This is a genomic window from Amycolatopsis sp. CA-128772 (genome assembly GCF_002904295.1).
Taxonomy (GTDB): domain Bacteria; phylum Actinomycetota; class Actinomycetes; order Mycobacteriales; family Pseudonocardiaceae; genus Amycolatopsis.
Window position 1 is genome coordinate 45029 of the sequence record NZ_PPHG01000067.1, and the last position, 25668, is coordinate 70696.

General features: G+C 72.0%; 25 protein-coding genes. 16 read left to right on the forward strand and 9 right to left on the reverse strand.

Going from position 1 to position 25668, the window contains the following annotated elements:
• Positions 1–135 precede the first annotated feature (135 nt).
• Positions 136–897, forward strand: coding sequence for a 1-acyl-sn-glycerol-3-phosphate acyltransferase (locus C2L59_RS23290; protein ID WP_103351634.1), 762 nt, complete (start codon positions 136–138; stop codon positions 895–897).
• A gap of 51 nt (positions 898–948) precedes the next feature.
• The gene (locus tag C2L59_RS23295; protein WP_103351635.1) at positions 949–1437 is read left to right on the forward strand and encodes a polyadenylate-specific 3'-exoribonuclease AS; all 489 of its coding nucleotides are present in this window, start codon (positions 949–951) and stop codon (positions 1435–1437) included.
• Here C2L59_RS23295 and C2L59_RS23300 read toward each other — a convergent pair.
• Positions 1409–2107 (reverse strand): TetR/AcrR family transcriptional regulator, encoded by a 699-nt coding sequence (locus C2L59_RS23300; RefSeq protein WP_103351636.1) that lies wholly within the window; start codon positions 2105–2107, stop codon positions 1409–1411. The genes C2L59_RS23295 and C2L59_RS23300 overlap by 29 nt on opposite strands.
• 68 nt (positions 2108–2175) lie before the next feature.
• Between C2L59_RS23300 and C2L59_RS23305 the strand changes: the two genes are divergently transcribed.
• Positions 2176–3285: an NAD(P)/FAD-dependent oxidoreductase gene (locus C2L59_RS23305; protein ID WP_103351637.1), complete on the forward strand. Its 1110-nt coding sequence runs from the start codon at positions 2176–2178 to the stop codon at positions 3283–3285.
• A 343-nt stretch (positions 3286–3628) separates the two neighbouring features.
• On the opposite strand, the gene C2L59_RS23310 is transcribed toward C2L59_RS23305, so the two are convergent.
• Positions 3629–4711 (reverse strand): 3-deoxy-7-phosphoheptulonate synthase, encoded by a 1083-nt coding sequence (locus tag C2L59_RS23310; protein ID WP_103351638.1) that lies wholly within the window; start codon positions 4709–4711, stop codon positions 3629–3631.
• A gap of 284 nt (positions 4712–4995) precedes the next feature.
• Here C2L59_RS23310 and C2L59_RS23315 point away from each other — a divergent pair, with 284 nt between their 5' ends.
• On the forward strand, positions 4996–6021 hold the full coding sequence (locus tag C2L59_RS23315; protein WP_103351639.1) for a 6-phosphofructokinase: 1026 nt from the start codon (positions 4996–4998) through the stop codon (positions 6019–6021).
• A 262-nt stretch (positions 6022–6283) separates the two neighbouring features.
• Here the strand turns inward: C2L59_RS23315 and C2L59_RS23320 are convergent, their stop codons facing one another.
• Positions 6284–7720 carry an aromatic amino acid ammonia-lyase gene (locus C2L59_RS23320; protein WP_103351640.1) on the reverse strand — a complete coding sequence of 479 codons (1437 nt, stop codon included), beginning with the start codon at positions 7718–7720 and terminating at the stop codon, positions 6284–6286.
• Between the two features lie 36 nt (positions 7721–7756).
• Positions 7757–8239: a group II truncated hemoglobin gene (locus C2L59_RS23325; protein ID WP_103351641.1), complete on the reverse strand. Its 483-nt coding sequence runs from the start codon at positions 8237–8239 to the stop codon at positions 7757–7759.
• A gap of 67 nt (positions 8240–8306) precedes the next feature.
• On the opposite strand from C2L59_RS23325, the gene C2L59_RS23330 reads away from it, so the two are divergent.
• Entirely contained in the window at positions 8307–8639 is a 333-nt protein-coding gene (locus C2L59_RS23330) for a helix-turn-helix domain-containing protein (RefSeq protein ID WP_103351642.1), read from the forward strand.
• Between the two features lie 91 nt (positions 8640–8730).
• Here the strand turns inward: C2L59_RS23330 and C2L59_RS23335 are convergent, their stop codons facing one another.
• Positions 8731–9030, reverse strand: coding sequence for a helix-turn-helix transcriptional regulator (locus tag C2L59_RS23335; RefSeq protein ID WP_199199214.1), 300 nt, complete (start codon positions 9028–9030; stop codon positions 8731–8733).
• A gap of 157 nt (positions 9031–9187) precedes the next feature.
• On the opposite strand from C2L59_RS23335, the gene C2L59_RS23340 reads away from it, so the two are divergent.
• From C2L59_RS23340 to C2L59_RS23375, 8 genes are all read left to right on the forward strand, one after another.
• Positions 9188–10411 (forward strand): glycoside hydrolase family 18 protein, encoded by a 1224-nt coding sequence (locus tag C2L59_RS23340; RefSeq protein WP_103351644.1) that lies wholly within the window; start codon positions 9188–9190, stop codon positions 10409–10411.
• A gap of 57 nt (positions 10412–10468) precedes the next feature.
• Positions 10469–11134: a DUF2461 domain-containing protein gene (locus C2L59_RS23345; protein ID WP_103351645.1), complete on the forward strand. Its 666-nt coding sequence runs from the start codon at positions 10469–10471 to the stop codon at positions 11132–11134.
• A 92-nt stretch (positions 11135–11226) separates the two neighbouring features.
• Positions 11227–12651 carry a pyruvate kinase gene (pyk, locus tag C2L59_RS23350; RefSeq protein WP_103351706.1) on the forward strand — a complete coding sequence of 475 codons (1425 nt, stop codon included), beginning with the start codon at positions 11227–11229 and terminating at the stop codon, positions 12649–12651.
• A 36-nt stretch (positions 12652–12687) separates the two neighbouring features.
• Positions 12688–13581 carry an acyl-CoA thioesterase II gene (tesB, locus tag C2L59_RS23355; RefSeq protein WP_103351646.1) on the forward strand — a complete coding sequence of 298 codons (894 nt, stop codon included), beginning with the start codon at positions 12688–12690 and terminating at the stop codon, positions 13579–13581.
• 346 nt (positions 13582–13927) lie between these two features.
• Positions 13928–14830 carry a helix-turn-helix transcriptional regulator gene (locus tag C2L59_RS23360; protein WP_103351647.1) on the forward strand — a complete coding sequence of 301 codons (903 nt, stop codon included), beginning with the start codon at positions 13928–13930 and terminating at the stop codon, positions 14828–14830.
• 12 nt (positions 14831–14842) lie between these two features.
• Complete coding sequence (locus tag C2L59_RS23365; RefSeq protein WP_103351648.1) at positions 14843–15046, forward strand: DUF397 domain-containing protein; 204 nt, start codon at positions 14843–14845, stop codon at positions 15044–15046.
• 160 nt (positions 15047–15206) lie between these two features.
• Positions 15207–15416 carry a hypothetical protein gene (locus tag C2L59_RS23370; protein ID WP_103351649.1) on the forward strand — a complete coding sequence of 70 codons (210 nt, stop codon included), beginning with the start codon at positions 15207–15209 and terminating at the stop codon, positions 15414–15416.
• Positions 15417–15541: 125 nt separating this feature from the next.
• Positions 15542–18565, forward strand: coding sequence for a helix-turn-helix transcriptional regulator (locus C2L59_RS23375; protein WP_103351650.1), 3024 nt, complete (start codon positions 15542–15544; stop codon positions 18563–18565).
• Positions 18566–18607: 42 nt separating this feature from the next.
• Here C2L59_RS23375 and C2L59_RS23380 read toward each other — a convergent pair whose 3' ends face one another.
• The 3 genes from C2L59_RS23380 to C2L59_RS23390 all read right to left on the reverse strand — a co-directional run bounded on the left by C2L59_RS23380 (position 18608) and on the right by C2L59_RS23390 (position 22064).
• Positions 18608–20218 (reverse strand): succinic semialdehyde dehydrogenase, encoded by a 1611-nt coding sequence (locus tag C2L59_RS23380; protein WP_103351651.1) that lies wholly within the window; start codon positions 20216–20218, stop codon positions 18608–18610.
• 111 nt (positions 20219–20329) lie between these two features.
• Positions 20330–21373 carry a hypothetical protein gene (locus tag C2L59_RS23385; RefSeq protein WP_103351652.1) on the reverse strand — a complete coding sequence of 348 codons (1044 nt, stop codon included), beginning with the start codon at positions 21371–21373 and terminating at the stop codon, positions 20330–20332.
• A 73-nt stretch (positions 21374–21446) separates the two neighbouring features.
• Positions 21447–22064 carry a TetR/AcrR family transcriptional regulator gene (locus C2L59_RS23390; RefSeq protein WP_103351653.1) on the reverse strand — a complete coding sequence of 206 codons (618 nt, stop codon included), beginning with the start codon at positions 22062–22064 and terminating at the stop codon, positions 21447–21449.
• Positions 22065–22159: 95 nt separating this feature from the next.
• Between C2L59_RS23390 and C2L59_RS23395 the strand changes: the two genes are divergently transcribed.
• Both C2L59_RS23395 and C2L59_RS23400 read left to right on the forward strand, forming a co-directional pair.
• Positions 22160–23311, forward strand: a complete 1152-nt coding sequence (locus C2L59_RS23395; RefSeq protein ID WP_103351654.1) for an acyl-CoA dehydrogenase family protein — start codon at positions 22160–22162, stop codon at positions 23309–23311.
• 14 nt (positions 23312–23325) lie between these two features.
• The gene (locus C2L59_RS23400; RefSeq protein ID WP_103351655.1) at positions 23326–24462 is read left to right on the forward strand and encodes a CaiB/BaiF CoA-transferase family protein; all 1137 of its coding nucleotides are present in this window, start codon (positions 23326–23328) and stop codon (positions 24460–24462) included.
• Here the strand turns inward: C2L59_RS23400 and C2L59_RS23405 are convergent.
• Positions 24459–24989 (reverse strand): GNAT family N-acetyltransferase, encoded by a 531-nt coding sequence (locus C2L59_RS23405; RefSeq protein WP_103351656.1) that lies wholly within the window; start codon positions 24987–24989, stop codon positions 24459–24461. The genes C2L59_RS23400 and C2L59_RS23405 overlap by 4 nt on opposite strands.
• Before the next feature lie 195 nt (positions 24990–25184).
• Between C2L59_RS23405 and C2L59_RS48180 the strand changes: the two genes are divergently transcribed.
• Complete coding sequence (locus C2L59_RS48180) at positions 25185–25340, forward strand: hypothetical protein (RefSeq protein ID WP_199199216.1); 156 nt, start codon at positions 25185–25187, stop codon at positions 25338–25340.
• Positions 25341–25668 lie beyond the last annotated feature (328 nt).

Here is a 25668-nt window from a genome sequence, read left to right on the forward strand (position 1 = left end):
CCGGAATTCGCTGTGAGATCGATCGCTGCCGAAGTGGTAACCGGGTGGTCCGCGTTGTGCGGCGGCCACCGGTGTTCGTAGGCTGTTCGTCTCGGGTGAACAGGGGCTGCGCTGCGATGGAGGACTGAGGCACCGGTGCTGTACTGGCTCATGAAGTGGGTATTCATCGGACCGCTGCTCAAGACGCTGTGGCCGACCAAGGTCGTCGGCGCGGAGAACATCCCCGAGACGGGCGGCGCGATCCTGGCCGGCAACCACCTGGCGGTCGCCGACTCGTTCTTCATGCCGCTGCGGGTCAAGCGCAAGGTGACCTTCCCGGCGAAGTCGGAGTACTTCACCGAGCCCGGCTTCAAGGGCACGCTCAAGAAGTGGTTCTTCACCGGCGTCGGCCAGTTTCCGATCGACCGCTCCGGCGGCAACGCCGCGCAGGCCGCGCTCGACACGGCGATCCGCCTGGTCAAGGCCGGCCACCTGCTCGGCATCTACCCGGAGGGCACCCGCTCCCCGGACGGCCGCCTCTACAAGGGCAAGACCGGCGTCGCCCGGATCGCCCTGGAGTCCGGCGGCGTCGTGGTCCCGGTGGCCATGGTCGGCACCGACAAGGTCAACCCGATCGGTTCGAAGATGTGGTGGCCCCGCCGCCTCGAAGTCCGCTTCGGCAAGCCCTTGGACTTCTCGCGCTACGAGGGTCTCTCGGGTGACCGCTTCATCGAGCGGTCCATCACGGACGAGATCATGTACGCGCTGATGGAGCTGTCCGGTCAGGAGTACGTGGACATCTACGCGGCGAAGGCGAAGGAACTCCTCGCCGCGGAGGCGGCCGGTGTGAAGCCGAAGGTGCCTTCCCAGCCCGCCGCGCGTGATGCGGCCCGGGTGCCGGATTCCAAGGTCGGCTGACCCACCACCGCCCTCAACGGAGGCGCCGCGCGCCACTGCTAGTTTTCACCGGTGCGTTTTTTCTACGACACCGAGTTCATCGAAGACGGCGTGACCATCGATCTGGTGTCGATCGGGGTGGTGGACGAACGCGGCCGCGAGTTCTACGCGGTCTCGACGGAGTTCGACCCCGCGAAGGCCGGGCCGTGGGTCCGCGACAACGTCCTCGACAAGCTGCCGTCCCCGGCCGACCGGGCGTGGCGCAGCCGCGAGAAGATCCGCACCGACCTGCTCGAGTTCTTCGGCAAGCCCCCGGGCGGCATCGAGCTGTGGGCCTGGTTCGCGGCGTACGACCACGTGGCGCTGGCCCAGCTGTGGGGCCCGATGCCCGCCCTGCCCCGGCAGCTGCCGCGGTTCACCCGCGACCTGCGTCAGCGCTGGGAGGACGCGGGGAAGCCGAAGCTGCCGGCCGCGCCCACCGACCAGCACGACGCCCTGGCGGACGCGAAGCACAACCTGGCCCGCTGGGAAGTCATCGAGGAGTACTTCCACCGCCGCTGATGCGCGCGGCGATGCCGTCGAGCAGGAACTCGAGGCCCAGCCGGAAGGTTTCGCCGGCGGTCAGGTGCGGGCCGTCGCGAACCATCGAGGCCACCGCGGGGAACCGGCCGGTGGCGAAGGTCCGCTGCAGGTAGGGCCCGTAGGCGGCCTGCCACTGCCGCTGGTCCAGCCCGCTGACCCGTTCGGCCCGCCGCTCGCCGATCTCCCGGCGCACCGCCCCGATCACGTACGCGTTGACCGCGGCGACCGCCGGCACGACGACGTCCAGGTCGATGCCGCTCAGGCCGGCCAGCACGGCGTCCCCGCCGGCGAGGGTGTTCGGCCCGAGCTGCGGCCGCCCGCCGATCAGGTCGGCGAGCCATTCGTGCCGGTGGACCGCCCGGCGGACGGCTTCGGCGTGGGAGCGCAGCACCTCGCGCCAGCCGTCGCCGTCCGCCCGGATCCCGGCGTAGACCGCGTCGACCATCAGGTCGAGCAGCTCTTCCTTGGTGTCGATGTAGCCGTACAGCCGCATCGGTCCGACGTCCAGGGCGCCGGCGACCTTGCGCAGGGAGACCGCGTCCAGGCCGTCCGCGTCGGCCAGCCGGATCGCCGCGCGGACGATCGCCTCCCGGCTCAGCGGCCCCGGCGCCGGCCGCTCGGGCGGCTCGGGTCGTTCCCACACCAACATGCCGGGGACGATACATCGCCTCCTGCGATACGGTGTATCGATATGTACAGCGTATTAAGGGGACGACCATGACGATCGCCATCATCGGAGCCGGGATGGGTGGCCTGGCCCTGGCCCGGGTGCTGCACGTCCACGGCATCGACGCCGCCGTGTACGAGCGTGAGCCGTCGCGGGGCGCGCGGGACCAGGGCAGCATGCTCGACATCCACTCCGGACAGCGCGCGCTGCGCGAGGCGGGGTTGCTCGAAGAGTTCTTCACGATCGCCCGCGGCGAGGGGCAGGACATGCGGCTCCTGCGGCCGGACGGCACCCTGCTGCTGCAGGAGGACACCCCCGACGACGCACCGCTCCTGCGGCCGGAAGTGGACCGCGCCGACCTCCGCAACCTGCTGCTGGATTCGCTCCCCGAGGGCGCCGTCCACTGGGGACACGCCTACGAGTCCGCCGCCGACGGCGTGGTCCGCTTCGCCGGCGGCGGCAGCGCGCGGTACGACCTGCTGGTCGGCGCCGACGGCGCGAAGTCCCGGGTCCGCCGGCTGGTGACCGACGCCCGCCCGGAGCACCTCGGCCAGAACGCCGTCGAGATCGGCATCCCGGACATCGACCGCACCCACCCGGACCTCGCGGCGATGGTCGGCCGCGGCAACTACTGGGTGCTCGGCGACGGGATTTCCCTGGCGGCCCAGCGCAACGGCGACGGCCGCGTCCGCATCGGCGTGAGTTTCTACAACACGGGCGAGGACTGGTTCGCGACGAGCGGCATCCCCTTCGACGACCCGGCGGCGGCCCGCGCCCGCCTGATCGAGCTGCTCCCAGGCTGGGACACGAGGATCACGGCGTTGATCGAGGCGTGCGACGACCGGATAGCGCCCCGCACGCTCACGACGCTGCCGGTGGGCTTGACCTGGCCATCCCACCCGGACGTGACCCTGCTCGGCGACGCGGCGCACCTGATGCCCCCGGTGGGCGAGGGCGCCAACATGGCCCTGCTGGACGGCGCGCTGTTGGCTCTGGCGCTGGTGGCGCACCCGGACGACCAGGTGGCGGCGGTGGCGGAGTACGAGAAGGAGATGTTCGAACGCACCGAAGCGGCGGCCCGGATGTCGGCGGGGATGCAGGAACTGCTGATGTCCCCGGACGCGGCGCAGCGGCTGCTGGAGTTCTTCCAGCCGGGCTGAGTCCCGGGCGGTTCGGGTCCGTGCGGACCGGGTGGGCCCGGCTCGCACGAACCGAAACTGTCGGTGCCTATCGGTAACGTGAAAGCCGGGGATCCCCCGGGCGGGGACCCCCGGCTGGCGCGCGCGCCGCCGAGAGGCCCCGAAGCGGCTCGGCGGCGCGCCGCCGAGAGGTCCGGACGCCGAATCCCCTCCGGCGCGCACCCGACAAGCCCGACCCGAATCCCGTCGCCGGCGCGCACCCGCCCAGCCCGACCCGAACCCCGCCAGCTGCGCGCCGCCGAGAGGCCCGGAAGCCGAGCCCCCTCACCGGCGCGCACCCCCCGCCAAGCCCGACCAACCCCCGTCAGCGGCGCGCCCGCACCGCCGAAGCCAGCTCCTCCAGCAGCGGTGCCGTGTCGTCCCAAGCCAGGCACGCGTCCGTGATCGACTGCCCGTAGGTCAGCTCCTCCGCCCGCCCCAGCGCGAGCTCCTGCCGCCCGCCGGCGATGAAGCTCTCCATCATCAGCCCCGAAATCCCGCGCTCGCCGCCCGCGATCCGTGAAGCCAGCTCCCGCACCACCGCGCCCTGGCGCACGTGGTCCTTGCCGCTGTTGCCGTGCGATGCGTCGATGATGACCCGCTCCGGCAGCCCCGCCTTCGCCAGCCGTGACAGAGCGTCCACCACCGAAGCGGTGTCGTAGTTCGGGCCGCCGTTGTGGCCGCGCAGGATCACGTGGCAGTCCGGGTTGCCCGCCGTCGTCAGGAGGGCCGCCAGGCCGTCCGTGTTGATGCCCGGGAACACGTGGCTCGCCGCCGCCGCCCGGGTGGCGTCGATCGCCACCTGGACGTCGCCCTCCGTCGAGTTCTTGATGCCCACCGGCATCGACAGGGCGCTGCACAGCTGGCGGTGCACCTGGCTCGCCGCCGTGCGCGCGCCGATCGAGCCCCACGTCACGATGTCCGCGATGAACTGCGGCGTGATCGGGTCGAGGAACTCGCAGCCCACCGGCAGGCCCAGCGCCGACACGTCGAGCAGCAGCCTGCGGGCCAGCCGCAGGCCCTTGTTGACCGCGAACGTGCCGTCCAGGTCCGGGTCGTTGATCAGGCCCTTCCAGCCCAGCGTCGTGCGCGGCTTCTCGAAGTACACGCGCATCACGACGTGCAGTTCGCCGCGCAGCTCCTCGGCCTTCGCCGACAGCCGGCGGGCGTAGTCGAGGGCCGCCTCGGGGTCGTGGACCGAGCACGGGCCGACCACGACGAGGAGCCGGTCGTCGCGGCCCTCGAGGATGTCGACCGTTTCGGCGCGGCCGTGCCGCACCACCTTCGCGACGGCGGCGTCGACCGGATGGTCTTCGCGCAGCAGCGCGGGCGAAATGAGCGGACTGATCGACGTGGTGCGCGCGGCGTCGAGGTCACCGATGGTGGCCGGTCCGGCGGAGAGCGTCATGGCGGGGGTGTTCCTTCCTGGTGGACACCGACCCGCGGGGGACTCGCCGAGCCGGTTTCGAAATCCGGCTCGGGGTGGGAGGTCAGCGCAGGTTCACGCCGCCGTGCCCACCCGGGGCCGGCTTCGTAAACCAGAAATAGCGCTGCACGGGGCCAACGTAGCACAGCCGTCACGAGGGACCGATCCGGCAGGTGGTACGCCCTGCACCGATCAAGACGAGAGCCGCTACGCTGGCGGACGACGAAATGTGACTGTCATCTCCCGAGAACAGACGGAGGCTTCTCATGCGTGTCGGTGTGCTGACCGGCGGCGGCGACTGCCCGGGGCTCAACGCGGTGATCCGCGCCGTGGTGCGCAAGGGCATCGAGGTGCACGGCTGGGACTTCGTGGGCTTCCGCAACGGCTGGAACGGCCCCCTCACCGGCGACAGCCGTCCCCTGGGCCTGAACGACGTCGAGGACATCCTCACCCGCGGCGGCACCATCCTGCGGTCCTCGCGCACCAACCCGTACAAGGTCGAGGGCGGCGTCGACAAGATCAAGCAGGTCCTCGCCGAGCAGGGCGTCGACGCGCTGGTCGCGATCGGCGGCGAGGACACCCTCGGCGTCGCGAAGCGGCTGACCGACGACGGCGTCGGCGTCGTGGGTGTACCGAAGACGATCGACAACGACCTCGGCGCCACCGACTACACGTTCGGCTTCGACACCGCGGTCTCCATCGCGACCGAGGCGATCGACCGGCTGCACACCACGGCCGAGTCGCACCACCGTGCGCTGGTCGTCGAGGTCATGGGCCGGCACGCCGGCTGGATCGCGCTGCACTCCGGCCTGGCCGGCGGCGCGAGCGTGATCCTGGTGCCGGAGCGGCACTTCGACGTCGACCAGGTCGTCTCCTGGGTCGAGCGCCGCTTCGAGAAGGAGTTCGCGCCGATCATCGTCGTCGCCGAGGGCGCGCTGCCCGAGGGCGGCGAGGAGAAGCTGCTCACCGGCGAGAAGGACGCCTTCGGGCACGTCCGCCTCGGCGGCATCGGCACCTGGCTGGCCGACGAGATCGCCCACCGCACCGGCAAGGAGTCCCGCGCGGTCGTGCTGGGCCACGTCCAGCGCGGCGGCACCCCGACGGCCTACGACCGCGTCCTCGCGACCCGCTTCGGCCTGCACGCGGTCGACGCGGTGGCGGACGGCGACTTCGGCGTCATGGTCGCCCTCAAGGGCACGGACATCGTCCGCGTGAAGCTGTCCGAGGCGACGGCCGAGCTGAAGACCGTCCCGGCCGAGCGCTACCAGGAAGCCGAAGTCTTCTTCGGCTGAGTTCCTCGTCGAAGGGCCGCCCCGGGATGCCCGGGGCGGCCCGGGTGACGTCCGGCAGGGCGCGCGCCTTCGCGGCCGCGGTGTACCGGATGCCCACCGGATCGGTCACCGGTCGCGCCGGAGCGGGCCCGACGGAGCGTCCGCCGGCGTGAGCACGACGACGTCCGCGTCGTCCCCGGCTTCACCTGGTGACCTCGAGGAACCGCCTGCCTGTCGCATCCATCTGGCCCGTTGCCGGCGGAACGGGCGGATCGGGTGCACGCTAGATGCGGGCCAGCTCGTCCAGGACGCCGACCGCGGCGGCGATGTCCCCGGTGAGCGGCCGGTCGTCGAGACTCGGCTCCAGCACCGCCGACGCCGCTTCGAAGGCGTCCCGCACCGGCAGCTCCACCAGGTCCGCCTCCCGCATCCGCAGGGCCCGCACCGCCGCCACCAGCTCGCACGCCAGCACCTGCTGGTAGGCCGCGCACGCAGCCGTCGCCGCGCGGGCCGCCTGGGTCGAGAAGCTCGCGTGGTCCTCGATGCCGCGGGACACCACCGCCGTGCCGAGGGTGGCCGGCAGGGCCGCCTGCCGCAGCTCCGTGAGCGCGTCGTGGGCCACGTACTCCAGGATCATCACGCCCGAGCTGCCCGGCGGCCCCGCGGCCAGGAACGGCCGCAGGCCGGTGAACTCCGGCTCCACCAGGTCGCCGAGGCGCGCCACCGACAGCTCCGCCACCTGGTGCACGGTCGCCCGGGCCTGGTCCAGCGCCGTCGACACGTACGCGGTGTGGAAGTGCGCGTGGTGGTAGGCGTCGTTGTGGACGGTCGAGATCATCGGGTTCTCCGTGCTGGCGTTGATCTCCACGGCGAGCACGTCCCGCAGGTAGTGGATCGCGTCCAGCGCCGGGCCCTGCACCTGCGGGAACGCCCGCAGCCCGAACGGGTCCTGGAGCCGGCGGCCCGGCTTCGGCGTCTGGTGCATGCCCAGCAGCCGCCGCATTTCGGCCGCGCAGGCGACCTGTCCCGCGTGCGGCCGTGCTTCGTGCACCGGCGTCGCGTACGCCTCGGGGTTGCCGTCGAGCGCGACGTACGTCAGCGCCGCGACGGCGTGGCTCGCCCGGGTCAGCGTGTCCAGCCGCATCGCCGCGAGGGTCGCTTCGGCGAGCGTGGCGGCGTTGCTGCTCATGAACGCCAGCGCGTCGCCCGCCCGTACCGGCACCGGCGGCACGTCCCCGGTGACCCACGGCCGTTCGCCGGTGAGCGCCAGCGCCGCCTCGGCGAGCGGGGCCAGGTCGCCGGTGCCGATCGCGCCGAGCCGGTGCACCAGCGGGCGCGCCCCGGCGCGGACCGCGCCGGCCAGCGCGCCGATCAGCTCGAGGCTGATCCCGGACCGCCCGGCCAGGAGCTGGTTGAGCCGGATCAGCAGCATCGCCCGCACGTGGCCCGGCGGCATCTCGTCGCCGCTGCCGCCGGCGTGGCTGCGCAGCAGCCGCAGGCCGTGCTCGGTCGAGCTCTCGACGGAGTCGTCCTTGTTGGCCCCGACGCCGGTGGTCCGGCCGTAGACCACCCGGCGCGTGCTCAGCTCTTCGGCGAGTTTCCACGCGTGCTCGGCGCCGCGCAGCGCGGCGATCGACACGTCGATGCCCAGCGGACCCTCGGTGCGCGCCGCGGTCACCACGTCCGCGCAGCGCAGGGTCCGGCCGTCCACCCTGATCAACGGCAGCCCTCCTTCCGGCTGCCCCTCACTATGCGGCTAGGGCGCCGGTGGCTGCCAGGGCGGCATCGGCCAGTCCCAGTGCGGCACGGGCTCGTGCGGGCTCGGCTCGGCGCCGGGCGCGGAGAAGACGACGGCCAGCCGGCTGCCCCACTCGAGGTAGCCGGCGAAGGCGGCCCGGAACTCGGGGTCGCCGGGCAGGCCGACCTCGTCGGCCGCGTCGAGCAGCAGGTTCACCCACCGGCGGCGCTGCTCTTCGGTGATCTTGCGGCCGAGGTGGCGCCCGACCATGTGCGCGTGGCCGCCGTGGCCCGCGGAGTAGCCGGACGGCCCGCCGAAGACCTCGCCGAGCCACACCGCGACGTGCTTCGGGTGCTCCGGGTCCATGCCGCGGAAGACCGGTTCGAGCAGCGGGTCTTCGAGGACGTGGCCGTAGAAGACGGTCAGCAGCTTCACGAGGGCTTCGTGGCCGCCGGCCCACTCGTAGAGACTGGGGGTCGGCGGGGTTTCGGGCACGATCACCGGACCAGGCAACCAGGGGCGGCCCGGCCGGGCAACCACGTACTTTCCGGTGCGTAGGAGGAGCGGGATGAAGCGGTACCACTGCGCGACGGAACTGGCGGTCGACCTGATCGGCGGCAAGTGGAAGCCGGTGATCCTCGCCCACCTCAAGGAGGGCGCCCACCGCTACGGCGAACTGCGGCGCCGGATGCCCGCGGTGAGCGAGAAGATGCTGACCCAGCAGCTGCGCGAGCTCGCGGCGGACGGCATCGTCCGCCGCGAGGAGTTCGACGGCCGCGTCCCGCACGTCGAGTACCACCTGACCGAGGTGGGGGAGGAGCTCCGCCCGGCGCTGACGGCGCTGTACGAGTGGGGCGAGCGCCGCGCGGCGGACCGGGGCATCACGTTCGAGCCGGGCTGACCCGAACGCCCCAATGTGGCGTTCGGTGCGTCAGACGCACCGAACGCCACATTGGGTGCGTTGGATGCAACCAACGCCACATTGGGGCGCTTCAGGTCTGGTCGAGGCGGCTTTCGAGGGCGTCCAGCCGGTCCGACCAGAAGCGGCGGTAGGGCGCCAGCCACGCGTCGACCTCGGCCAGGGGCTCCGGGCGCAGCGCGTAGCACCGCCGCTGCGCCGCGACGCGGACCGTCACCAGCCCGGCCTCCCGCAGCACCCGCAGGTGCTTGGACACCGCCGGCTGGCTCAGGGCCAGCTCGTCGACGAGCTCGCCGACCGAGCGCTCGCCGTCGCGCAGCAGGTCGAGGATGGTCCGGCGCCGCGGTTCGGCGAGGACGTCGAAAGTCTGCATCACCCCTGAAATGTGCTCCGCCGGGCATATTCCTGTCAAGGAATGTGGACCTTGCATGGTCTGAACCATTGACCTAGTGGTCTAGTCCACTTACGGTGAGTGTGGTCCCCACCACTCCGGCACCGACGCCGTGAGTAATTCCCGGGAGGGAGAACGCATGTCCCGTTTCCGCAGGAAGAGCTTTTCGGCCCTGCTGACCGTGGCGGCCGCCGCGGGGCTCGTCGCCGGCGGCGTGAGCGCCCCCGCTGCCACCGCTGCCACCGCCGCGACCGACGCCTCCGTCGGCAAGGTGGTCGGCTACTTCACCGAATGGGGTGTCTACGACCGCAACTACCACGTCAAGAACATCGAGACGTCGGGCTCGGCGAGCAAGCTGACCCACATCAACTACGCGTTCGGCAACGTCACGAACGGCGGCTGTGCGATCGGCGACGCCTACGCCGACTACCAGAAGACCTACGACGCCGCGAGCAGCGTCGACGGCGTCGCCGACACCTGGGACCAGCCCCTCGCCGGCAGCTTCAACCAGCTCAAGAAGCTGAAGGCCAAGCACCCCGGCCTGAAGGTCATCTGGTCCTTCGGCGGATGGACCTGGTCGGGCGGCTTCGGCCAGGCCGCGAAGAACGCGAGCGCGTTCGCGAACTCCTGCTACAACCTGGTCAACGACCCGCGCTGGGCCGGTGTCTTCGACGGCATCGACATCGACTGGGAGTACCCCAACGCGTGCGGCCTGTCCTGTGACACCAGCGGCGCGGCGGCGTTCAAGAACCTCCTGCAGGCGCTGCGGGCGAAGTTCGGCTCGAAGCTGGTCACCGCGGCGATCACCGCCGACGGCACGAGCGGCGGCAAGATCGACGCGGCCGACTACGGCGGCGCGGCCCAGTACGTCAACTGGTACAACGTGATGACGTACGACTACTTCGGCGCCTGGGCGGCCCAGGGCCCGACGGCCCCGCATTCCCCGCTCACCAGCTACGCCGGCATCCCGACGGCCGGCTTCTACTCCGACGCGGCGATCCAGAAGCTCAAGAGCAAGGGCGTCCCGGCGAGCAAGCTGCTGCTGGGCATCGGCTTCTACGGCCGCGGCTGGACCGGCGTCACGCAGAGCGCCCCGGGCGGCACGGCGACCGGCCCGGCGCCCGGCAAGTACGAGCAGGGCATCGAGGACTACAAGATCCTCAAGAACAGCTGCCCGGCGACCGGGACCATCGCGGGCACCGCGTACGCCAAGTGCGGCAGCAACTGGTGGAGCTACGACACGCCGTCGACCATCGCCGGCAAGGTCTCGTACGCCAAGACCCAGGGCCTCGGCGGCGCGATGTTCTGGGAGCTCTCCGGTGACACCACGAACGGCGAGCTGATCACGGCCGTCGCCAAGTAGCACGGCACCCGGGGGCACCGGCGGAACCTGCCGGTGCCCCCGTTTATCGTCGCGGGCGTGACGTTCAGCGGATTCGGCGAGTACGCCGTCGACTTCTTCGACGGCCTGGTGGAAGACAACTCCAAGCCCTACTGGGACGACCACCTCGAGACCTACAAGACCGACGTCCGCGCCCCGATGGAGGCGCTCCTGGCCGAGCTCGCGCCCGAGTTCTCGGACGGCTTCGGCGAGCCCAAGGTGTTCCGCCCGTACCGGGATGTCCGGTTCGCCAAGGACAAGACGCCGTACAAGACCCACTGCGGCGCGGTCATCGAGCAGGGCCGCGGCGGCGGGGCCTACTACGTCGAGGTCGGCCCGGACGGCCTGCGCGTCGGCGGCGGTTGCTTCCACCTCGAGTCCGACCAGATCGCCCGGTTCCGGACGGCCGTCGACACCGAACTGCACGGCGAAGCCCTCCGGAAGCTCCTCGCGAAGCTGGAGCGCGCCGGCTGGGAGGTCAAGGGCGACCGGCTCAAGTCGAAGCCCCGCGGGTTCGACGCCGACCACCCGCGGCTGGAGCTGCTGCGCTACCGCTCGGTGTACGCCGTGCGCGGCTGGGAGCCCGACGACGTGCTGCACGAACGGGGTGCGCTCGACCGCGTCCGGAAGGCCTGGCGGCAGCTGCGGGAGTTCAACGAGTGGGCCCGCGACCGGGTCGGACCCACCGAACGCCCGCGTCGCTGACCGTGACCTGACGCGGCAGGTTTCTGAACATCTTCTTGAACATTCGGGATCGGTACAGACGAACGCGCGAAGAGGGTCTACGCTATGTGGACGTGAGCCGACGCGCGAAGATCGTTTGTACCCTGGGCCCCGCCACCGCGACCCCGGAGAAGATGCGGGCCCTGGTGGATGCCGGCATGGACGTGGCCAGAATGAACTTCAGCCACGGCAGCCACAGCGACCACAAGGAGGTCTACGACCTCATCCGGTCCGCGGCCGCCGAGAGCGGGCGGGCGGTCGGCGTCCTCGCCGACCTGCAGGGCCCGAAGATCCGCCTGGGCACGTTCGCCGGCGGGCCGGTCGAGTGGCACAACGGCGACATCGTCCGGATCACCGTCGAGGACGTCGCCGGCACCCACGACCGGGTCTCGACCACCTACAAGGGCCTGGCGAGGGACGCCAAGCCCGGTGACCGCCTGCTCGTCGACGACGGCAAGGTCGGCCTGGTGGTCCGCAAGGTCGAGGGTCAGGACGTGGTCTGCGAGGTCACCGAGGGCGGCCCGGTCAGCAACAACAAGGGCGTCTCGCTGCCCGGCATGGACGTCTCCGTGCCGGCGCTGTCCGAGAAGGACATCGAGGACCTCGAGTTCGCGCTCGAGCTGGGCGTCGACTTCATCGCCCTGTCCTTCGTCCGCTCGCCCGCCGACATCGACCTCGTCCACCAGGTGATGGACCGGGTCGGCAAGGGGCGCCTGCCGGTCGTCGCCAAGATCGAGAAGCCCGAAGCCGTCTACAACCTCGAAGCCATCGTGCTGGCCTTCGACGCGGTGATGGTCGCCCGTGGCGACCTGGGCGTCGAGCTGCCGCTGGAGCAGGTCCCGCTGGTGCAGAAGCGCGCCATCCAGATCTGCCGCGAGAACGCGAAGCCGGTCATCGTCGCGACGCAGATGCTCGAGTCGATGATCAACAACTCCCGCCCGACCCGCGCCGAGGCCTCCGACGTCGCCAACGCGGTGCTCGACGGCGCCGACGCCCTGATGCTGTCCGGCGAGACCTCGGTCGGCCGGTACGCGATCGAGGTCGTCGAGACGATGGGCCGGATCATCGAGGCGGTCGAGACCGACTCGCCGATCGTGCCGCCGCTGTCGCACGTCCCGCGCACCAAGCGCGGCGTGATCTCCTACGCCGCCCGCGACATCGGCGAGCGGCTCAACGCGAAGGCCCTGGTCGCGTTCACGCAGTCCGGTGACACCGTGCGCCGGCTGGCGCGGCTGCACACCCGGCTGCCGCTGCTGGCGTTCACGCCCGAGGAGTGCGTGCGCAGCCAGCTCTCGATGACCTGGGGCACCAACACCCACATCGTCCCGCAGGTCAGCTCGACCGACCAGATGATCCAGCAGGTCGACCACGCCATGCTGGAGATGGGCAAGTACCAGAAGGGCGACCTGGTCGTCATCGTGGCCGGTTCCCCGCCGGGCACCGTCGGGTCGACCAACCTGATCCGCGTGCACCGCCTCGGTGAAGACGACCACGCATAAGGGACGTGTCACCCGTCCAGCGCATAGGGTCTGGCCATGACTGAAATGGCCAGGGCCGCCGCCGAACAGGAAACCCCCGGTGGCGGCCAGCCGGTGCTCGACCGCCTGATCGCGCTGCTCGACCTGGAGAAGATCGAAGAGAACATCTTCCGCGGCGTCTCGCCCGCCCACTCGCCCGTGCGGGTGTTCGGCGGGCAGGTCGCCGGCCAGGCGCTGGTCGCGGCCGGGCGCACGGTTCCCGAGGAGCGCCGGGTCCACTCGCTGCACGCGTACTTCATCCGCGGCGGCGACCCCAGCGTGCCGATCGTCTACGAGGTCGACCGGATCCGCGACGGCCGGTCGTTCACCACCCGCCGGGTGGTGGCGATCCAGCACGGCAAGGCGATCTTCTCGCTGTCGGCGTCGTTCCAGACCGACGAGCCGGGCATCGAACACGCCGAGGAGATGCCGGCGGACGTCCCGGCGCCGGAGACGCTGCCGACGCTGATGGAACGCGCCGAGGGCTACGCGATCGGCGCGCACGCCCGGCCGCGGCCGATCGACGTGCGGTACGTCAACGAGCCGCCGTGGGTCACCCGGGAGACCGGGGAGCGGCCCGCGCGCAACCGGGTGTGGATGCGGGCCGACGGGAAGCTGCCCGCGGACCAGCTGCTGCACGTCTGCGTGCTCACCTACGCCTCCGACATGACGCTGCTGGACTCGGTGCTCGCGCGCCACGGCGTCTACTGGGACACCGACAAGGTGCTCGGCGCCAGCCTCGACCACGCGCTGTGGTTCCACCGGCCGTTCCGCGCCGACGAGTGGTTCCTCTACGACAGCGCCTCGCCGACGGCGTCCGGGGCCCGTGGTCTGGCCACCGGCCGGTTCTTCGCGCAGGACGGCACGCTGATCGCGACGGTCGTCCAAGAAGGACTCTTGCGCGTCTTGTGAAGTTCGCCGGGAAATCACCCTTCCGGGCGATGAATAGCTCGAATACCAGTCGCGGTAAAAGGGCACTTGGCCCACGTGAGGGGGCCGGACCGATCGGGGGACGGCCCCGGACCCCTTCGCCCGACGACCGGGCAGCACTTCGCGCGATCATCGTCTACCCTGCTCAGAGGCCGGTCGAAGCCACGGCGGGCCGACCGTCGAGCGCCCGTTGCAGTGCAGGGTGCGAGCGTACAAGAGCATTTTGCAAATTGCAGATCCGGTGCCGGCAATCGCCTCGTGTTAATGGTCCACCGAGTCTGCGACCGGCTGGTTAGATACAGGAACGTCGAGATCCGGAGGTGCCGCGATGGCAAGGGGACAGAGCCCCACGGTTCGCCGCCGGAGGCTCGCGGGGGAGCTGCGCCGGCTCCGCGAGGCCGCGGACCTCACCATCGACGAGGTGGGCGAGAAGCTCGAATGCTCCGCCTCGAAGATCAGCCGCATCGAAACCGGCCACGTCGGGGTCACCCCGCGTGACGCCCGCGACATGCTGGCCCTCTACGGGATCACCGGCGACGAGCAGGAGGCGCTGGTCCAGCTGGCCAGGGAGGCCCGCAAGCGCGGCTGGTGGCACGCCTACAACGAAGTCTTCACCGGCACCTTCGTCGGGCTCGAAGCCGACGCGAGCTCACTGCGGGCGTTCCAGGCGCTGCTGGTGCCGGGCCTGCTGCAGACCGAGCGGTACGCCCGCGCGGTGATCCGCGCGCTGCGCCCGGACGCCGACGAAGCCGAGATCCGCCGCCGCGTCGCCGCCCGGATGGCGCGCCAGGAACTGCTGTCCGAGACCCCGCCGCCGGAGTACTGGGCGGTGATGGACGAAGCCGTCCTGCGCCGCGTGGTCGACACCCCCGAGGTGATGGCCGAGCAGCTGTACCGCATGGTCGCCCTCGCCGAGAAGCCCAACGTGACCATCCAGGTGGTGCCGTTCGGCGCCGGCGCGCACCCCGGCATGGAGGGCCCGTTCCTCATCATGGGCTTCCCCGAGCAGGCCGACCCGGACGTCGTCTACGTCGACGACAGCACGTCCAGCGGCCTCTACCTGGAGGAACCCACAGACGTCCGGCGCTACGGGCTGATGTTCGACCATCTGCGCGCGGCCGCACTGAAGCCGGACGACTCGGTGGAGCTGATCGCCGAGGCGGCCGGACGGTTCGCCGAACAGGCGGCCGTACCGGCTCGGGTGCACCAACTGGATCCGAGGACACAGTAAGGAGTGGGGACCATGGAAGCCGAATTCTCCAGGGCGCGGTGGCGCAAGAGCAGCCACAGCGGCGGCGGCAACGACTGCGTCGAGGTGGCGTTCGTCGAAGGCGGCGCCGCGGTGCGCGACTCGAAGGACCCCGAAGGGGGTGCGTTCCGCCTGCCCGCGTCGGGTTGGCGGGGGCTGCTGGCCGCGGTGCGGACCGGTGGCCCGGCCCTCGACTGAGGCGCTCGGGAAGACCCCTTACCCCCGCCGAGCTGGGCTCGGCCGGGAGTAAGGGGTCTTTTCGCGGCCAGGCATGCGTGATCACCCGATGCCTGAGGTGTCTCCTCAGGACGAACCTGAGTGCTACCGAACCGGAGAACCCAGGGAACAGGGGAACACGATGCACAGCGATCTCATGCTCGACGCAGTCCGGGCCGAAGCGGCCTACCGGGCCGAGGAACTGCGGAAGGCCGGGCGCAGCGCCTGGGCCGCCCGCGCCCGCCGCGCCGTCCGCCACCTGCGGGCCGCGCACAGCGACGTCGAGGTACCGAAGCAGGAGCGCCGCGAGGCCACGCGGGAGACCGCGGGCGCCGGCGAGACCGCCCGGTAAGGGGCGGCGAGATGGTGTCGAAGGCGATAAGCGGTCGGAAACCGTCGGGGACATCTGGGGCTTCGCCCCAGGTCGGGGGCCTCGCCACCCGAACTCCTGAAAAAATGTCGGCGGTGTGAGCCACAATGCTCCTCGTGCCCCGACTCGGCTCCGGAATCCCGCTCGTCGCCCGTACCCACGAGATGCGGCGGCTCCGCGCCGCCTTCGCCCGGGCTGAACGGGGCGAAGCCGGCGCGGTGCTGCTCTCGGGGGACGCCGGGGTCGGCAAGACCCGGCTGCTGACCGCGCTCGGCGAGCACGTCGGCGCGTGCGGTGGGCTGGTGCTCACCGGCCGCTGCATCGACGTCCGCGAGGGCGGTCTTCCTTATCTTCCGTTCGCCGAGGCGCTCGCCCCGCTGGGCAGCGCGACGGACCCGGTGGTCGCCGCCGCGGTGCGGGCCCGGTTCGCGCTCGGGCGGCTGCTGCCGCAGGGCGCGGGCTTCGAGGAGCCCCGGACGGCCGAACACCCGCCGATGACCTCCAACGACCGGGAAACCATGGTGCGTCCCCGGCCGGAGCAGGACCTCGGTCAGCTGCAGTTGTTCGACGCGGTACTGGGGGTGCTGACCGAGATCGCCGAGTCGCGCCCGGTGGTGGTCTTCCTCGAGGACCTCCACTGGGCCGACGCGTCGACCCGCAACCTGCTGTCCTTCCTGCTCAGCCGGCTGCGGGCGCAGCGGCTGCTGGTCGTGGGCAGCTACCGCGAGGAGGACGTGCACCGCCGCCACCCGCTGCGCGGCGTGCTCGCGGAGCTGGTCCGGCTGGCCACGGTCGAGCGCGTCGACCTGCATCCCTTCGGCGCCGTCGACGCCCGCAAGTTCGTCGAGGCGCTGGCCGACGAGCCGCTGCCGGCGGACGTCGTGGCCGACATCGTCAGCCGCTCGGAGGGCAACCCGTTCTTCGCCGAGGAGCTGCTCGCCACCAAGACCGAGTGCAACGACCTGCCCGCCGGGCTGGCCGAGGTGCTGCTGTCCCGGCTCGAGCGGCTCTCGCCGGACGCCCGCCGCGTCGCGCGGGTCATTTCGGTGGCCAACGAGCCGGTCATGCACGCGGCGCTCGCCGAGGTCTCCGGGCTGGGGGAGTTCGAACTCGACGACGCGCTGCGCGAAGCCGTCCAGCACCACGTGCTCGTGGTGCTGTCCGACGGCTCCTACACGTTCCGGCACGCGCTGCTGCAGGAAGCGGTGTACGGCGACCTGCTGCCGGGGGAGCGCTCGCGCACGCACGCGGCGTACGCGGCGCGGATCAAGGCGCGGCCCCAGGGCCGAGGGCACGACGCGAAACTGGCCTACCACTCGATGCAGAGCAGCGACCTGGTCACCGCGCTGCCGGCGTTGCTGCGCGCGATGGACGAAGCCGAGAAGCTCGGCGCGCCCGGGTCGGCGCTGCAGCACGTCGAACAGGCACTGTCCATCTGGGACGCCGTCGCCCCGGCGGACCGGCCGGCCGCCTTCGACGAGCTGCGGCTGCTGTACGAGGCGTCCTACTTCGCGGGCACCTCGGGCGAGCCCGAGCGGGCCGTCGCGTTCGCCCGCTCGGCCACCCAGGCGCTGACCCCGGACGTCCCGAACGACCGCGCCGCGAAGGTGTGGCGGCGGCTGGCCGACGCGCTGCTCGCGCTGGAGGGCACCCTCGAGGAGGCCGTCGCGGCCATCGACCGGGCCTGGGGCCTGGTCGAGGACACCGAACCCAGCCCGGCACGCGCGTGGGTGCTGGCCAGCCGGGCCGGGTTCCTGCGGATCCTCGAGGAGCCCGAGGCGGCGCTCGACAGCGCCCTCACCGCGGTCGCCGACGCGCAGGTGGTCGGCGCGACGGGCGCGGAGGCGTCGGCGCTGGTCACCCTGGGCACGCTGGCCGACTCGCGGGGCGAAGCGGCCGAAGCGCGCGAGTGGCTGCGCCAGGCCGAACGCAAGGCGCGGGACTCCGGCGCGCTGAACACCGAGATCCGCGCGACCTACTTCCTCGCGCTGAGCCACGACGACCAGGGTGAGTTCGCCGAAGCCCTGGAGCACGCGGCACGCGGGGTCGCCCGGGCCGAGGAGTCCGGGCTGAGCTGGAGCGTCTACGGGCTGGAGCTGCGGGCGCGGCACCTGATGCTGCGCTATCTGGTGGGCGACTGGCCGGACGAGAGCGCCGGCCGGGCCGGGCGCGGGGTGTCCAGCGCGGTCGCCGCGCGGATCCAGGCGATCTGGTCGCTGTTCGTCGTCGCCCGCGGCCGGTTCGACGAAGGCGCAAAGCTGCTCGGCAGCCTGCGGCAGCACTGGACGGCGGACATGCAGATCCCCCTGGCGGCCGGCGGTGCCGGCATCGAGCTGGCGTACTGGCGGGGCGACCACGCCGAGGCGGTGCGCCGCGCCGAAGACCTCATCGGCTGGCTGGAACGCATCGAGTCCGGCCTGCTGGCCGGCATCCGGGTGGCCGCGCTGGGTGTGACGGCCGCGGCCGCGCTGGCCGCCGGCGCCCGGATCCACGGCGACCAGGCCGCGGCCGACGCGGCGGTCGCGGCCGGCGAGCGGATGCTGACCCACGGCCGGATGTGCGCGGTCGTCGGGCAGCCGCGGTCGGGCACGCTCGGGCCGGAAGGCCGGGCCTGGCTGGCCCGGCTGGAAGCGGCGGCGACGTGCCTGACCGGCCGCGGCGACGCGCAGAAGTGGGCGGCCACGGCGGCGGCGTTCGGCTATGGCGCGGTGTACGAGCAGGCGGTCTGCCGCCGGCACGAAGCCGAGGCGCTGCTGGCCGCGGACGCCGACGCCCACGCCGCCCTCGAAGCGGCCCACGCGGTGGCGGTCCGCCTCGGCGCGATCCCGCTGCGCGATGCCGTCCGCGACCTGGCCCACCGCGCCCGCGTCGAGCTGGCGGGGGTTGAACCGGCGGCCCCGGCCCGCACGGTCACCGACCCCCTGACCGACCGCGAGCGCGACGTCCTCGAGCGCGTGGCCCTGGGCCGCACCAACCGCCAGGTCGGCGAAGAGCTCTACATCAGCGAGAAGACGGTGAGCGTCCACCTGTCCCGCGTGATGGCCAAGTTGGGCGCCGGCCGCCGCGCGGAAGCCGTGGCCATCGCCTACGACCGCGGCCTCCTGACGGCCCCCACCGCCGAACACGCATAGCGAACCGGCTGTCCAGGTACGCGAACCGGCTGTCCGGGTACGTCAGCGGGGGAGGCGGCGGAGGGCTTTGAGGCCGAACGTCATGCCGCGGGACCATAGGGAACCCGGGACCGCGCGGGGCGGGCGGAGGGCCAGGCCGCGCTGCAGGGCGATCGACTGGGATTCCGTGTACTTCAGGAGCCCTTCGGCGCCGTTGCGGCGGCCGACGCCGGAGTCCTTCATGCCGCCCATCGGGACGCCGACGCTGCCGAACGTCGCCGCGTAGCCCTCGTTGACGTTGACCGTCCCGGCCTTCAGCCGCGCCGCGACCTCCCAGCCCGCGCGGCCGTTGCGGGACCAGACGCTGGCGTTGAGCCCGAACGGCGTGTCGTTCGCCCGCTCGATCGCGTCCGTGACGTCGGTGTAGCCGTAGATCGACACCACCGGCCCGAACGTCTCCTCCGCGAACGGCAGCATGTCCGGGGTGACGTCCGAAAGCACCGTCGGCTCGTAGAACAGCGGGCCGAGGTCCGGCCGCGCGCGGCCGCCGGTGAGCACCGACGCGCCCTTCGCGCGGGCGTCTTCGACGTGCTTCGACACCGCCGCGAGCTGGTCCTCCGACGTCAGCGAGCCCATCTGGGCCTGGTAGTCGAGCGCGCCGCCGAGCCGCAACGCCGCGGTCCGGGCGACGAACGCGCGGGTGAACTCGTCGCGGACGTCCTCGTGCACGTAGATCCGCTCGACCGACACGCACAGCTGCCCGGCCGAGGAGAAGCACGCCGTCACCGCGCCCGTCGCGGCTTTCGCGACGTCGGCGTCCGGGAGCACGACCATCGGGTTCTTGCCGCCGAGCTCCAGCGAGTACGACGTCAGCCGCTTCGCCACCTGCCCGGCCAGCTCCTTGCCGGTCGGCGTGGACCCGGTGAAGCACAGGTAGTCCGACTCCTCGACCAGCGCGGTGCCGATCTTCGACCCGCGGCCGAGCACGATCTGCCACGTCCCGGCGGGCAGCCCGGCCTCCTCGGCGAGCTCGTGCAGCCAGAGCGCCGACAGCGCCGTCTGGTTGTCCGGCTTCTGCACCACGGCGTTGCCCGCGGCCAGGGCGGGCAGGACGTCCATCGCGGTCAGGGCCAGGGGGTAGTTCCACGGCGAGATGATCCCGACGACCCCCTTGGGGTGCCGGATCTCGCCCGCGCGGGTCAGGCCGGGGATGACGCCGGCGACGCGGCGGGGCGCGAGGATCTTCGGGGCGTGCTTGCCGTAGTAGGCCGCCACCAGTGCGGTCGCGCTGACCTCGTCGAACGCGTCGAGCCGGGCCTTGCCCGCCTCGACCTGGACCAGGTCGAGCACCTCGTCCTGCTTCGCGAGCACGAGGTCGTGCAGCCGGGTGAGAACGCGGGCGCGGTCGGCGGGGGAGCGATCCGCCCACGCGCGCTGGGCCGTCCGCGCACTGTCGAACACCGCGCGGACGTCGGCGTCGGTGGCCTGCGGCAGGGTCGCGATCGGCTGCCCGGTGAAGGGCGCGGTCATCCGGATCGGCGCCGAGTCCGCCCCGCCCGCCACCCGGGCGACGAGCTGGGCCGCCCGCGCCGCACCCGGCGCCCCGGCGACGCCGCCGACGGTCGGGGGCAACGGGGTGTCTTCGACGGCCTTTGCGGGGGTGGTGCTGGTCATGACGTCTCCGTTCCACGGCGTCCGGAGTCCCGCGCGCACGCCGCGCAGGGGTTACCGACGAGTACACCATACCGTCGGTACGTCAGTTGTCCAGTCTGATGTGAATATGTTTCACGTATTGGGCGGGTTCAGCGGCGGCAGCTGGTAGTTCGGCTCGGTCGGCGACGCGGGTCCCGGCGGCGACGGGTGCGGCTGCGCCTGCGTCACACCGCCGTAGGGGTCGTCGAGCCGCGACGACACCCCGCCGGGCTCCGGCGCCTCGCCGGAGGACCCGGGGAACGGCCGGCTGCCGGCCGGGGGCTGGGCCGGGAACGGCTGGGACTGCGGCGCGCCCGGCGGCTGCGCGACGAACGGCTGCGACGGCGGCCCGCTCGCCGGCACCCCGCTCGCCGGCACCCCGCTCGCCGGCGGCGCGCCGAACGGCTGCGGACCGCCCGGCGGTGGCGCCGGGAACGGCTGGTGCTGCGGCCCGCCGTAGGGCCCGCCCGGCGGGTACTGCTGCGGGTACGCCGGCGCCGCGTAGGGCGCCGGCGGCGGTCCGCCCGCAATCGCGGCGGGCGCCCGCCGTCCGGCCAGCACCGCGACCACCAGCGTCACCAGCGCGACGATCCCGCCGCCGAGCAGCAGCCAGAACCCGGTGCCGGTCGCGTAGTGCGACTTGACCGTGCCTTCGTCGGTCTCGTAGCTCAAGGTCGCCGAGACGTCCATGCCGAGCATCCATACCGCCGCGGTCACCCCGGCGGCCCCCGCCACCAGGGCCGTCCGCGCGCCCGCGCGCAGCCCGGGCCCCGCCGTGCGGCGCGCGCCGGCGAACGCGAGCCCGGCGCCGGCCAGCAGCACCACCGCGCCGGCGGTGAGCGGGATCCCGTACCGCGCCACGTGCGTCTGCTCGTAGAACTTCTTCGCCTCGGCCCCGGGTTCGACGGCGAACGAGCGCGACCAGGCGGTGATCGTCTGGCTGCTCTCGGTCTTCCCGTCGACGACCTGCTCGAACGACGTCTGCGGCAGGAACGTCCCGGCGATCACCAGCACCGCGGCGAGGGCGCCGAGGATCCCGGCGAGCAACCGGAGGAACGCTGCCGGGCCGGCCGGCGGCGGCGCGATCGGCTGGGCGGGCGGCGGCCCGTAGGAGTACGGGTACGGGGCGGCGGTCATCGGAACTCCCCTCGTTCGAGGGGATTGGACCACGAAGTCTGCCTGCGGGATAAGGGGCAAAGCCGCCTTGTGGTCAGCTCGGCGCAGTGGTGGCGTCCTGGTAGAGCAGGACGGCGATGCGCTTCCACTCCTCCAGCAGCTGGCGGCGCCGGGCCGGGTCGCCGCCGAGTTCGGCGTCCAGCGCGAGCCCGCGGGTGAGGTTGACGGTGAGCCAGAACAGCAGCTCCGCGCGTTCGGGCGGGAGCTCGCCGGCGACCTGGGTGACGTGTTCCAGGGTGGCCCGGCCGAGCGCGCGGTCCACCGGGCGGATCGCCGCGCGCAGCTCGGGATCCGTGCGGGCGGCGACCCACAGCTCGGTGACGGCGGTCGAGAGCGTGCCGGAATAGCCGGTCCACAGCAGGTCGATCGCCGCGGCGACGCCGGTGCCGCCGCCCGGCAGATCGTCGAGCGAGGCCGCGAGCTGGCGGCGCAGCTTCGTCGTCAAGTGCTCGACCGCGGCCGCCATCAGCTCGGCCTTCGCGGTGAAGTGGTGCTGCACCGCGCCCTTCGACACGCCCGCGCGGGCGCAGATTTCCTGCACCGACGTGCGCGCGTAGCCGACCTCGACCAGGCAGTCGATGGTGGCGTCGAGCAGCGCCGTGCGGGTCTGTTCGCGCCGCTGCGCCTGGGTCCGGTGCGCCGTCTCGGTCACCGCGGCCTCCCTGCTTTACCTACCGGACGGAATGGATGTACATTCCGATCAGAACTTACATGCTGATCGGAATGTTTTCCAGCAGGAGGGTCCCCGTGCCACTGCAACTGCCGAAGAGCTCGTGGAGCACGACCGAGCTCGATGACCTCCGCGAGCTCGCGCGCTCGTTCCTGCAGAAGGAAGCCGTCCCGCACCAGGAGCGCTGGGCGGCGGAGAAGAAGGTCGACCGCGAGCTGTGGACGAAGGCGGGCGACGTCGGCCTGCTCTGCCTGTCCATCCCCGAGGAGTACGGCGGGGGCGGCGGCACCTTCGCCCACGAAGCCGTCCTCTACGAAGAGCAGGCGCGCGCCGGCGACAGCGCGTGGGGCGTCACGGTCCACAACGGAATCGTCGCGCACTACCTGCTCGCCTACGCCTCGGAAGAGAAGAAGCGCGAGTGGCTGCCGAAGCTGGCCAGCGGCGAGCTCGTCGGCGCGATCGCGATGACCGAGCCCGGCACCGGCTCCGACCTGCAGGGCATCAAGACGCGCGCCGTCCGCGACGGCGACCACTACGTCATCAACGGCGCGAAGACCTTCATCACCAACGGCCTGCACGCCGGCCTCGTCGTCGTCGCGGTGAAGACCGACCCGGACGCGGGCGCCCAGGGCGTCTCGCTGGTCGTGGTCGAAACGGACACGCCGGGCTTCCGCCGCGGCCGCGTGCTCGACAAGGTCGGCCTCAAGGGCCAGGACACCGCGGAGCTGTTCTTCGACGACGTCCGCGTGCCCGCCGGCAACCTGCTCGGCGACGCCGAGGGTCAGGGCTTCTTCCAGCTGATGCTGCAGCTGCCGCAGGAACGGCTGATCATCGCCGTCACCGCGGTGGCCGGGCTGGAGGCGGCCGTCGACCTCACGCTCGAGTACACCAAGGAGCGCACGGCATTCGGCCGGCCGATCTTCTCCTTCCAGAACACCAAGTTCACCCTCGCCGAGGCGGCGACCGAGGCGGCGGTGGCGCGGGCGTTCCTCGACCAGTGCATCGAACGCCACCTCAAGGGCGAGCTCGACGTCCAAGGCGCGGCGATGGCGAAGCTGTGGACCACCGAGCGCGTCAACAAGGTCATCGACGACTGCGTGCAGCTCTTCGGCGGCTACGGCTACATGACCGAGTACCCGATCGCGCGCGCCTGGGCCGACGTCCGGATCTCCCGGATCTTCGGCGGCACCAGCGAGATCATGAAGGAAATCATCTCCCGCTCGCTCTGAAGGGAACTCTCGTCATGAAAGCAGGTCCGCTCAGCGGCCTGAAGGTGGTGGAGCTCGCCGGGCTCGCGCCCGGGCCCTTCGCCACGATGGTCCTCGCCGACCTCGGCGCCGACGTCGTCCGCGTCGACCGCGCGCAGCCGGGGGAGGACGTGCTCGGCATCGGGACCGACCCGCTCGCCCGCGGCCGCCGGTCGGTCGGCATCAACACGAAGACGCCCGAAGGCGTCGAGCTCGTGCTGAAGCTCTGCGACACGGCCGACGTGCTGATCGAGGGCTTCCGCCCGGGCGTCGCCGAGCGGATCGGCCTCGGGCCCGACGTCGTGCACGCCCGCAACCCGCGGCTGGTCTACGGCCGCATGACGGGCTGGGGCCAGGACGGCCCGCTGGCGAAGGCGGCCGGGCACGACATCAACTACATCGGCATCGCCGGCGCCCTCGAACCGATCGGGCGCGCGGGCGAGCGCCCGGTGCCGCCGCTCAACCTCGTCGGCGACTTCGGCGGCGGCGGGCTGCTCCTGGCGATGGGCGTCCTGGCCGCGCTGTACGAGCGGACCACGTCCGGGCGCGGCCAGGTCGTCGACGCGTCGATGGTCGACGGCGCGGCGCTGCTCACCACGAGCCTGCACGGCATCAAGGCGGCGGGCCTCTGGTCGGAGGAGCGCGGCGAGAACATGCTCGACGGCGGCGCGCCGTTCTACGACACCTACGAAACGGCGGACGGCAAGTACGTCGCCGTCGGCGCGATCGAGATGCGGTTCTGGGGCGACCTGGTCAAGGTCCTGGAGCTGGACCCGGCGCAGCTGCCGCTGCACATCGACAAGTCGCAGTGGCCTCGCCTGCGCGAGATCGTGGCGGGCGCGATCGCCAAGCACACGCGAGACGACCTGGTCGCGCGCGCCGAAGGCACCGACGCGTGCCTGACGCCGGTGCTGTCGCCCACCGAAGCGGCGTCCCACCCGCACAACGCGGCGCGCGGCACGTTCGTCGAGATCGGCGGCATGGTCCAGCCGGCCCCGGCACCGCGCTTCGACCGGACGCCGCCCGCGACGCCGGAAGCGCCGCGCGTCAAGGGATCCGACACCGAGGCGGTGCTCGCCGAGCTGGGTGTCACGGACCTCGGTGCGCTGCGCGAAGCCGGGGTGATCGCCTAGTCCTTCGCGACGTCGGAGCGCACGACCGAGTAGATGACGTGGTCCCGCCACTCGCCGTCCCGGAAGTCGTAGCCGCGGAGGACGCCTTCGCGGGTGAAGCCGGCTTTTTCGAGCGAGCGTTGTTCGGCGCGGTTGCCGGTCTCGGTCGTCGCTTCGACGCGGTTGAGCTGCGTGTGCGCGAAGAGGTAGGCCACGAGCAGGCGCTGGGCCTCGGTGCCGTAGCCGTGGCCGCGGGCTTCCGCGGCCAGGACGAGACCCATGTTCCAGCAGTAGGCCGCCGGCCCGGTGCGGGTCCGGTGCCAGGAGACGAGGCCGAGCACGCGGCCGCCGAGGGTCGGCACGAGCATGCCGCTCTCGGTGGTCAGCATCCCCGTTTCGTGCCACCGGCGGCGCAGGTAGCCGGGGTCGTGCCAGCCGAACCACTGGTGCTCGCCGGCGGCGACGGGATCGTTGGTCAGCCGTTCGAGGAGCTCGAGATCGGCCTCGGCCACCGGCCGCAGCTCCACTCTGGAACCTTCGTCGTCCATCGGCAGACCTTATCGGCCGCTCAGCCGGAATCGAGCCCTCCGCGCGGCTGATCGCCCGCTGGAGGCACGGCCGGTGACGGAACGCGCACCTCGCCGCTCCGGGGTGTCTTCCGGGGCGGCCTTCCCTAAAGTATCCGGTGTGGCCACTCCCAGGACGGGAACGGCGAGCCGGGGAGGAAGCACATGTCGGGCGGCGTGAAGAAAGTTCTCATCGTGGGCGTGGTCGCGCTCGTGCTGTTCCTCCTGATCACCCAGCCCCAGCAGTCCGCCGACTTCGTGCACCGGGTGCTCGGCTGGCTCAAGGACGGCGCCGAAGCGATCGTCACGTTCTTCCGCGCCCTGTTCTCCTGACCTCGCGCTTCTCCGTACCGGCACCGCCACGGGCGGTGCCGGTGGCTACCCTGCGTGTTAGCGGACGGTAAATCACCCTGTGTCACCAATCCCGGATTTCGGACTCCTACGCTCGACCATCCGGGTGGATTGCCGTCGAAAACGCGCAGGTCGCCGAATTCGTGGCATCGAGGGTCTGGCGAAGGGGACCACCCCGGCCCTACGGTGCTCACATTGCGTGATCGGGTGGTTCGCCACCCCCTCGGAGAACCCCGGTACGCAGGCAGTTTCCACTCAGCAAGGTGCAGGTTGGTGCGTGCGGCACCACCGCGTGGGACAGGCGTCAGGC

What these genes read in the sequence shown, in the direction of transcription:
- tesB (WP_103351646.1), top strand. Translation starts at nt 12,688, where the DNA reads ATGACTGAAATGGCCAGGGCCGCCGCCGAACAGGAAACCCCCGGTGGC.
- C2L59_RS23380 (WP_103351651.1), bottom strand. Translation starts at nt 20,218, where the DNA reads ATGACCAGCACCACCCCCGCAAAGGCCGTCGAAGACACCCCGTTGCCC.
- C2L59_RS23365 (WP_103351648.1), top strand. Translation starts at nt 14,843, where the DNA reads ATGGAAGCCGAATTCTCCAGGGCGCGGTGGCGCAAGAGCAGCCACAGC.
- C2L59_RS23305 (WP_103351637.1), top strand. Translation starts at nt 2,176, where the DNA reads ATGACGATCGCCATCATCGGAGCCGGGATGGGTGGCCTGGCCCTGGCC.
- C2L59_RS23335 (WP_199199214.1), bottom strand. Translation starts at nt 9,030, where the DNA reads ATGCAGACTTTCGACGTCCTCGCCGAACCGCGGCGCCGGACCATCCTC.
- C2L59_RS23385 (WP_103351652.1), bottom strand. Translation starts at nt 21,373, where the DNA reads ATGACCGCCGCCCCGTACCCGTACTCCTACGGGCCGCCGCCCGCCCAG.
- C2L59_RS23315 (WP_103351639.1), top strand. Translation starts at nt 4,996, where the DNA reads ATGCGTGTCGGTGTGCTGACCGGCGGCGGCGACTGCCCGGGGCTCAAC.
- C2L59_RS23400 (WP_103351655.1), top strand. Translation starts at nt 23,326, where the DNA reads ATGAAAGCAGGTCCGCTCAGCGGCCTGAAGGTGGTGGAGCTCGCCGGG.
- C2L59_RS23330 (WP_103351642.1), top strand. Translation starts at nt 8,307, where the DNA reads ATGAAGCGGTACCACTGCGCGACGGAACTGGCGGTCGACCTGATCGGC.
- C2L59_RS23375 (WP_103351650.1), top strand. Translation starts at nt 15,542, where the DNA reads ATGCTCCTCGTGCCCCGACTCGGCTCCGGAATCCCGCTCGTCGCCCGT.
- C2L59_RS23340 (WP_103351644.1), top strand. Translation starts at nt 9,188, where the DNA reads ATGTCCCGTTTCCGCAGGAAGAGCTTTTCGGCCCTGCTGACCGTGGCG.
- C2L59_RS23310 (WP_103351638.1), bottom strand. Translation starts at nt 4,711, where the DNA reads ATGACGCTCTCCGCCGGACCGGCCACCATCGGTGACCTCGACGCCGCG.
- C2L59_RS23405 (WP_103351656.1), bottom strand. Translation starts at nt 24,989, where the DNA reads ATGGACGACGAAGGTTCCAGAGTGGAGCTGCGGCCGGTGGCCGAGGCC.
- C2L59_RS23370 (WP_103351649.1), top strand. Translation starts at nt 15,207, where the DNA reads ATGCACAGCGATCTCATGCTCGACGCAGTCCGGGCCGAAGCGGCCTAC.
- C2L59_RS23300 (WP_103351636.1), bottom strand. Translation starts at nt 2,107, where the DNA reads ATGTTGGTGTGGGAACGACCCGAGCCGCCCGAGCGGCCGGCGCCGGGG.
- C2L59_RS23360 (WP_103351647.1), top strand. Translation starts at nt 13,928, where the DNA reads ATGGCAAGGGGACAGAGCCCCACGGTTCGCCGCCGGAGGCTCGCGGGG.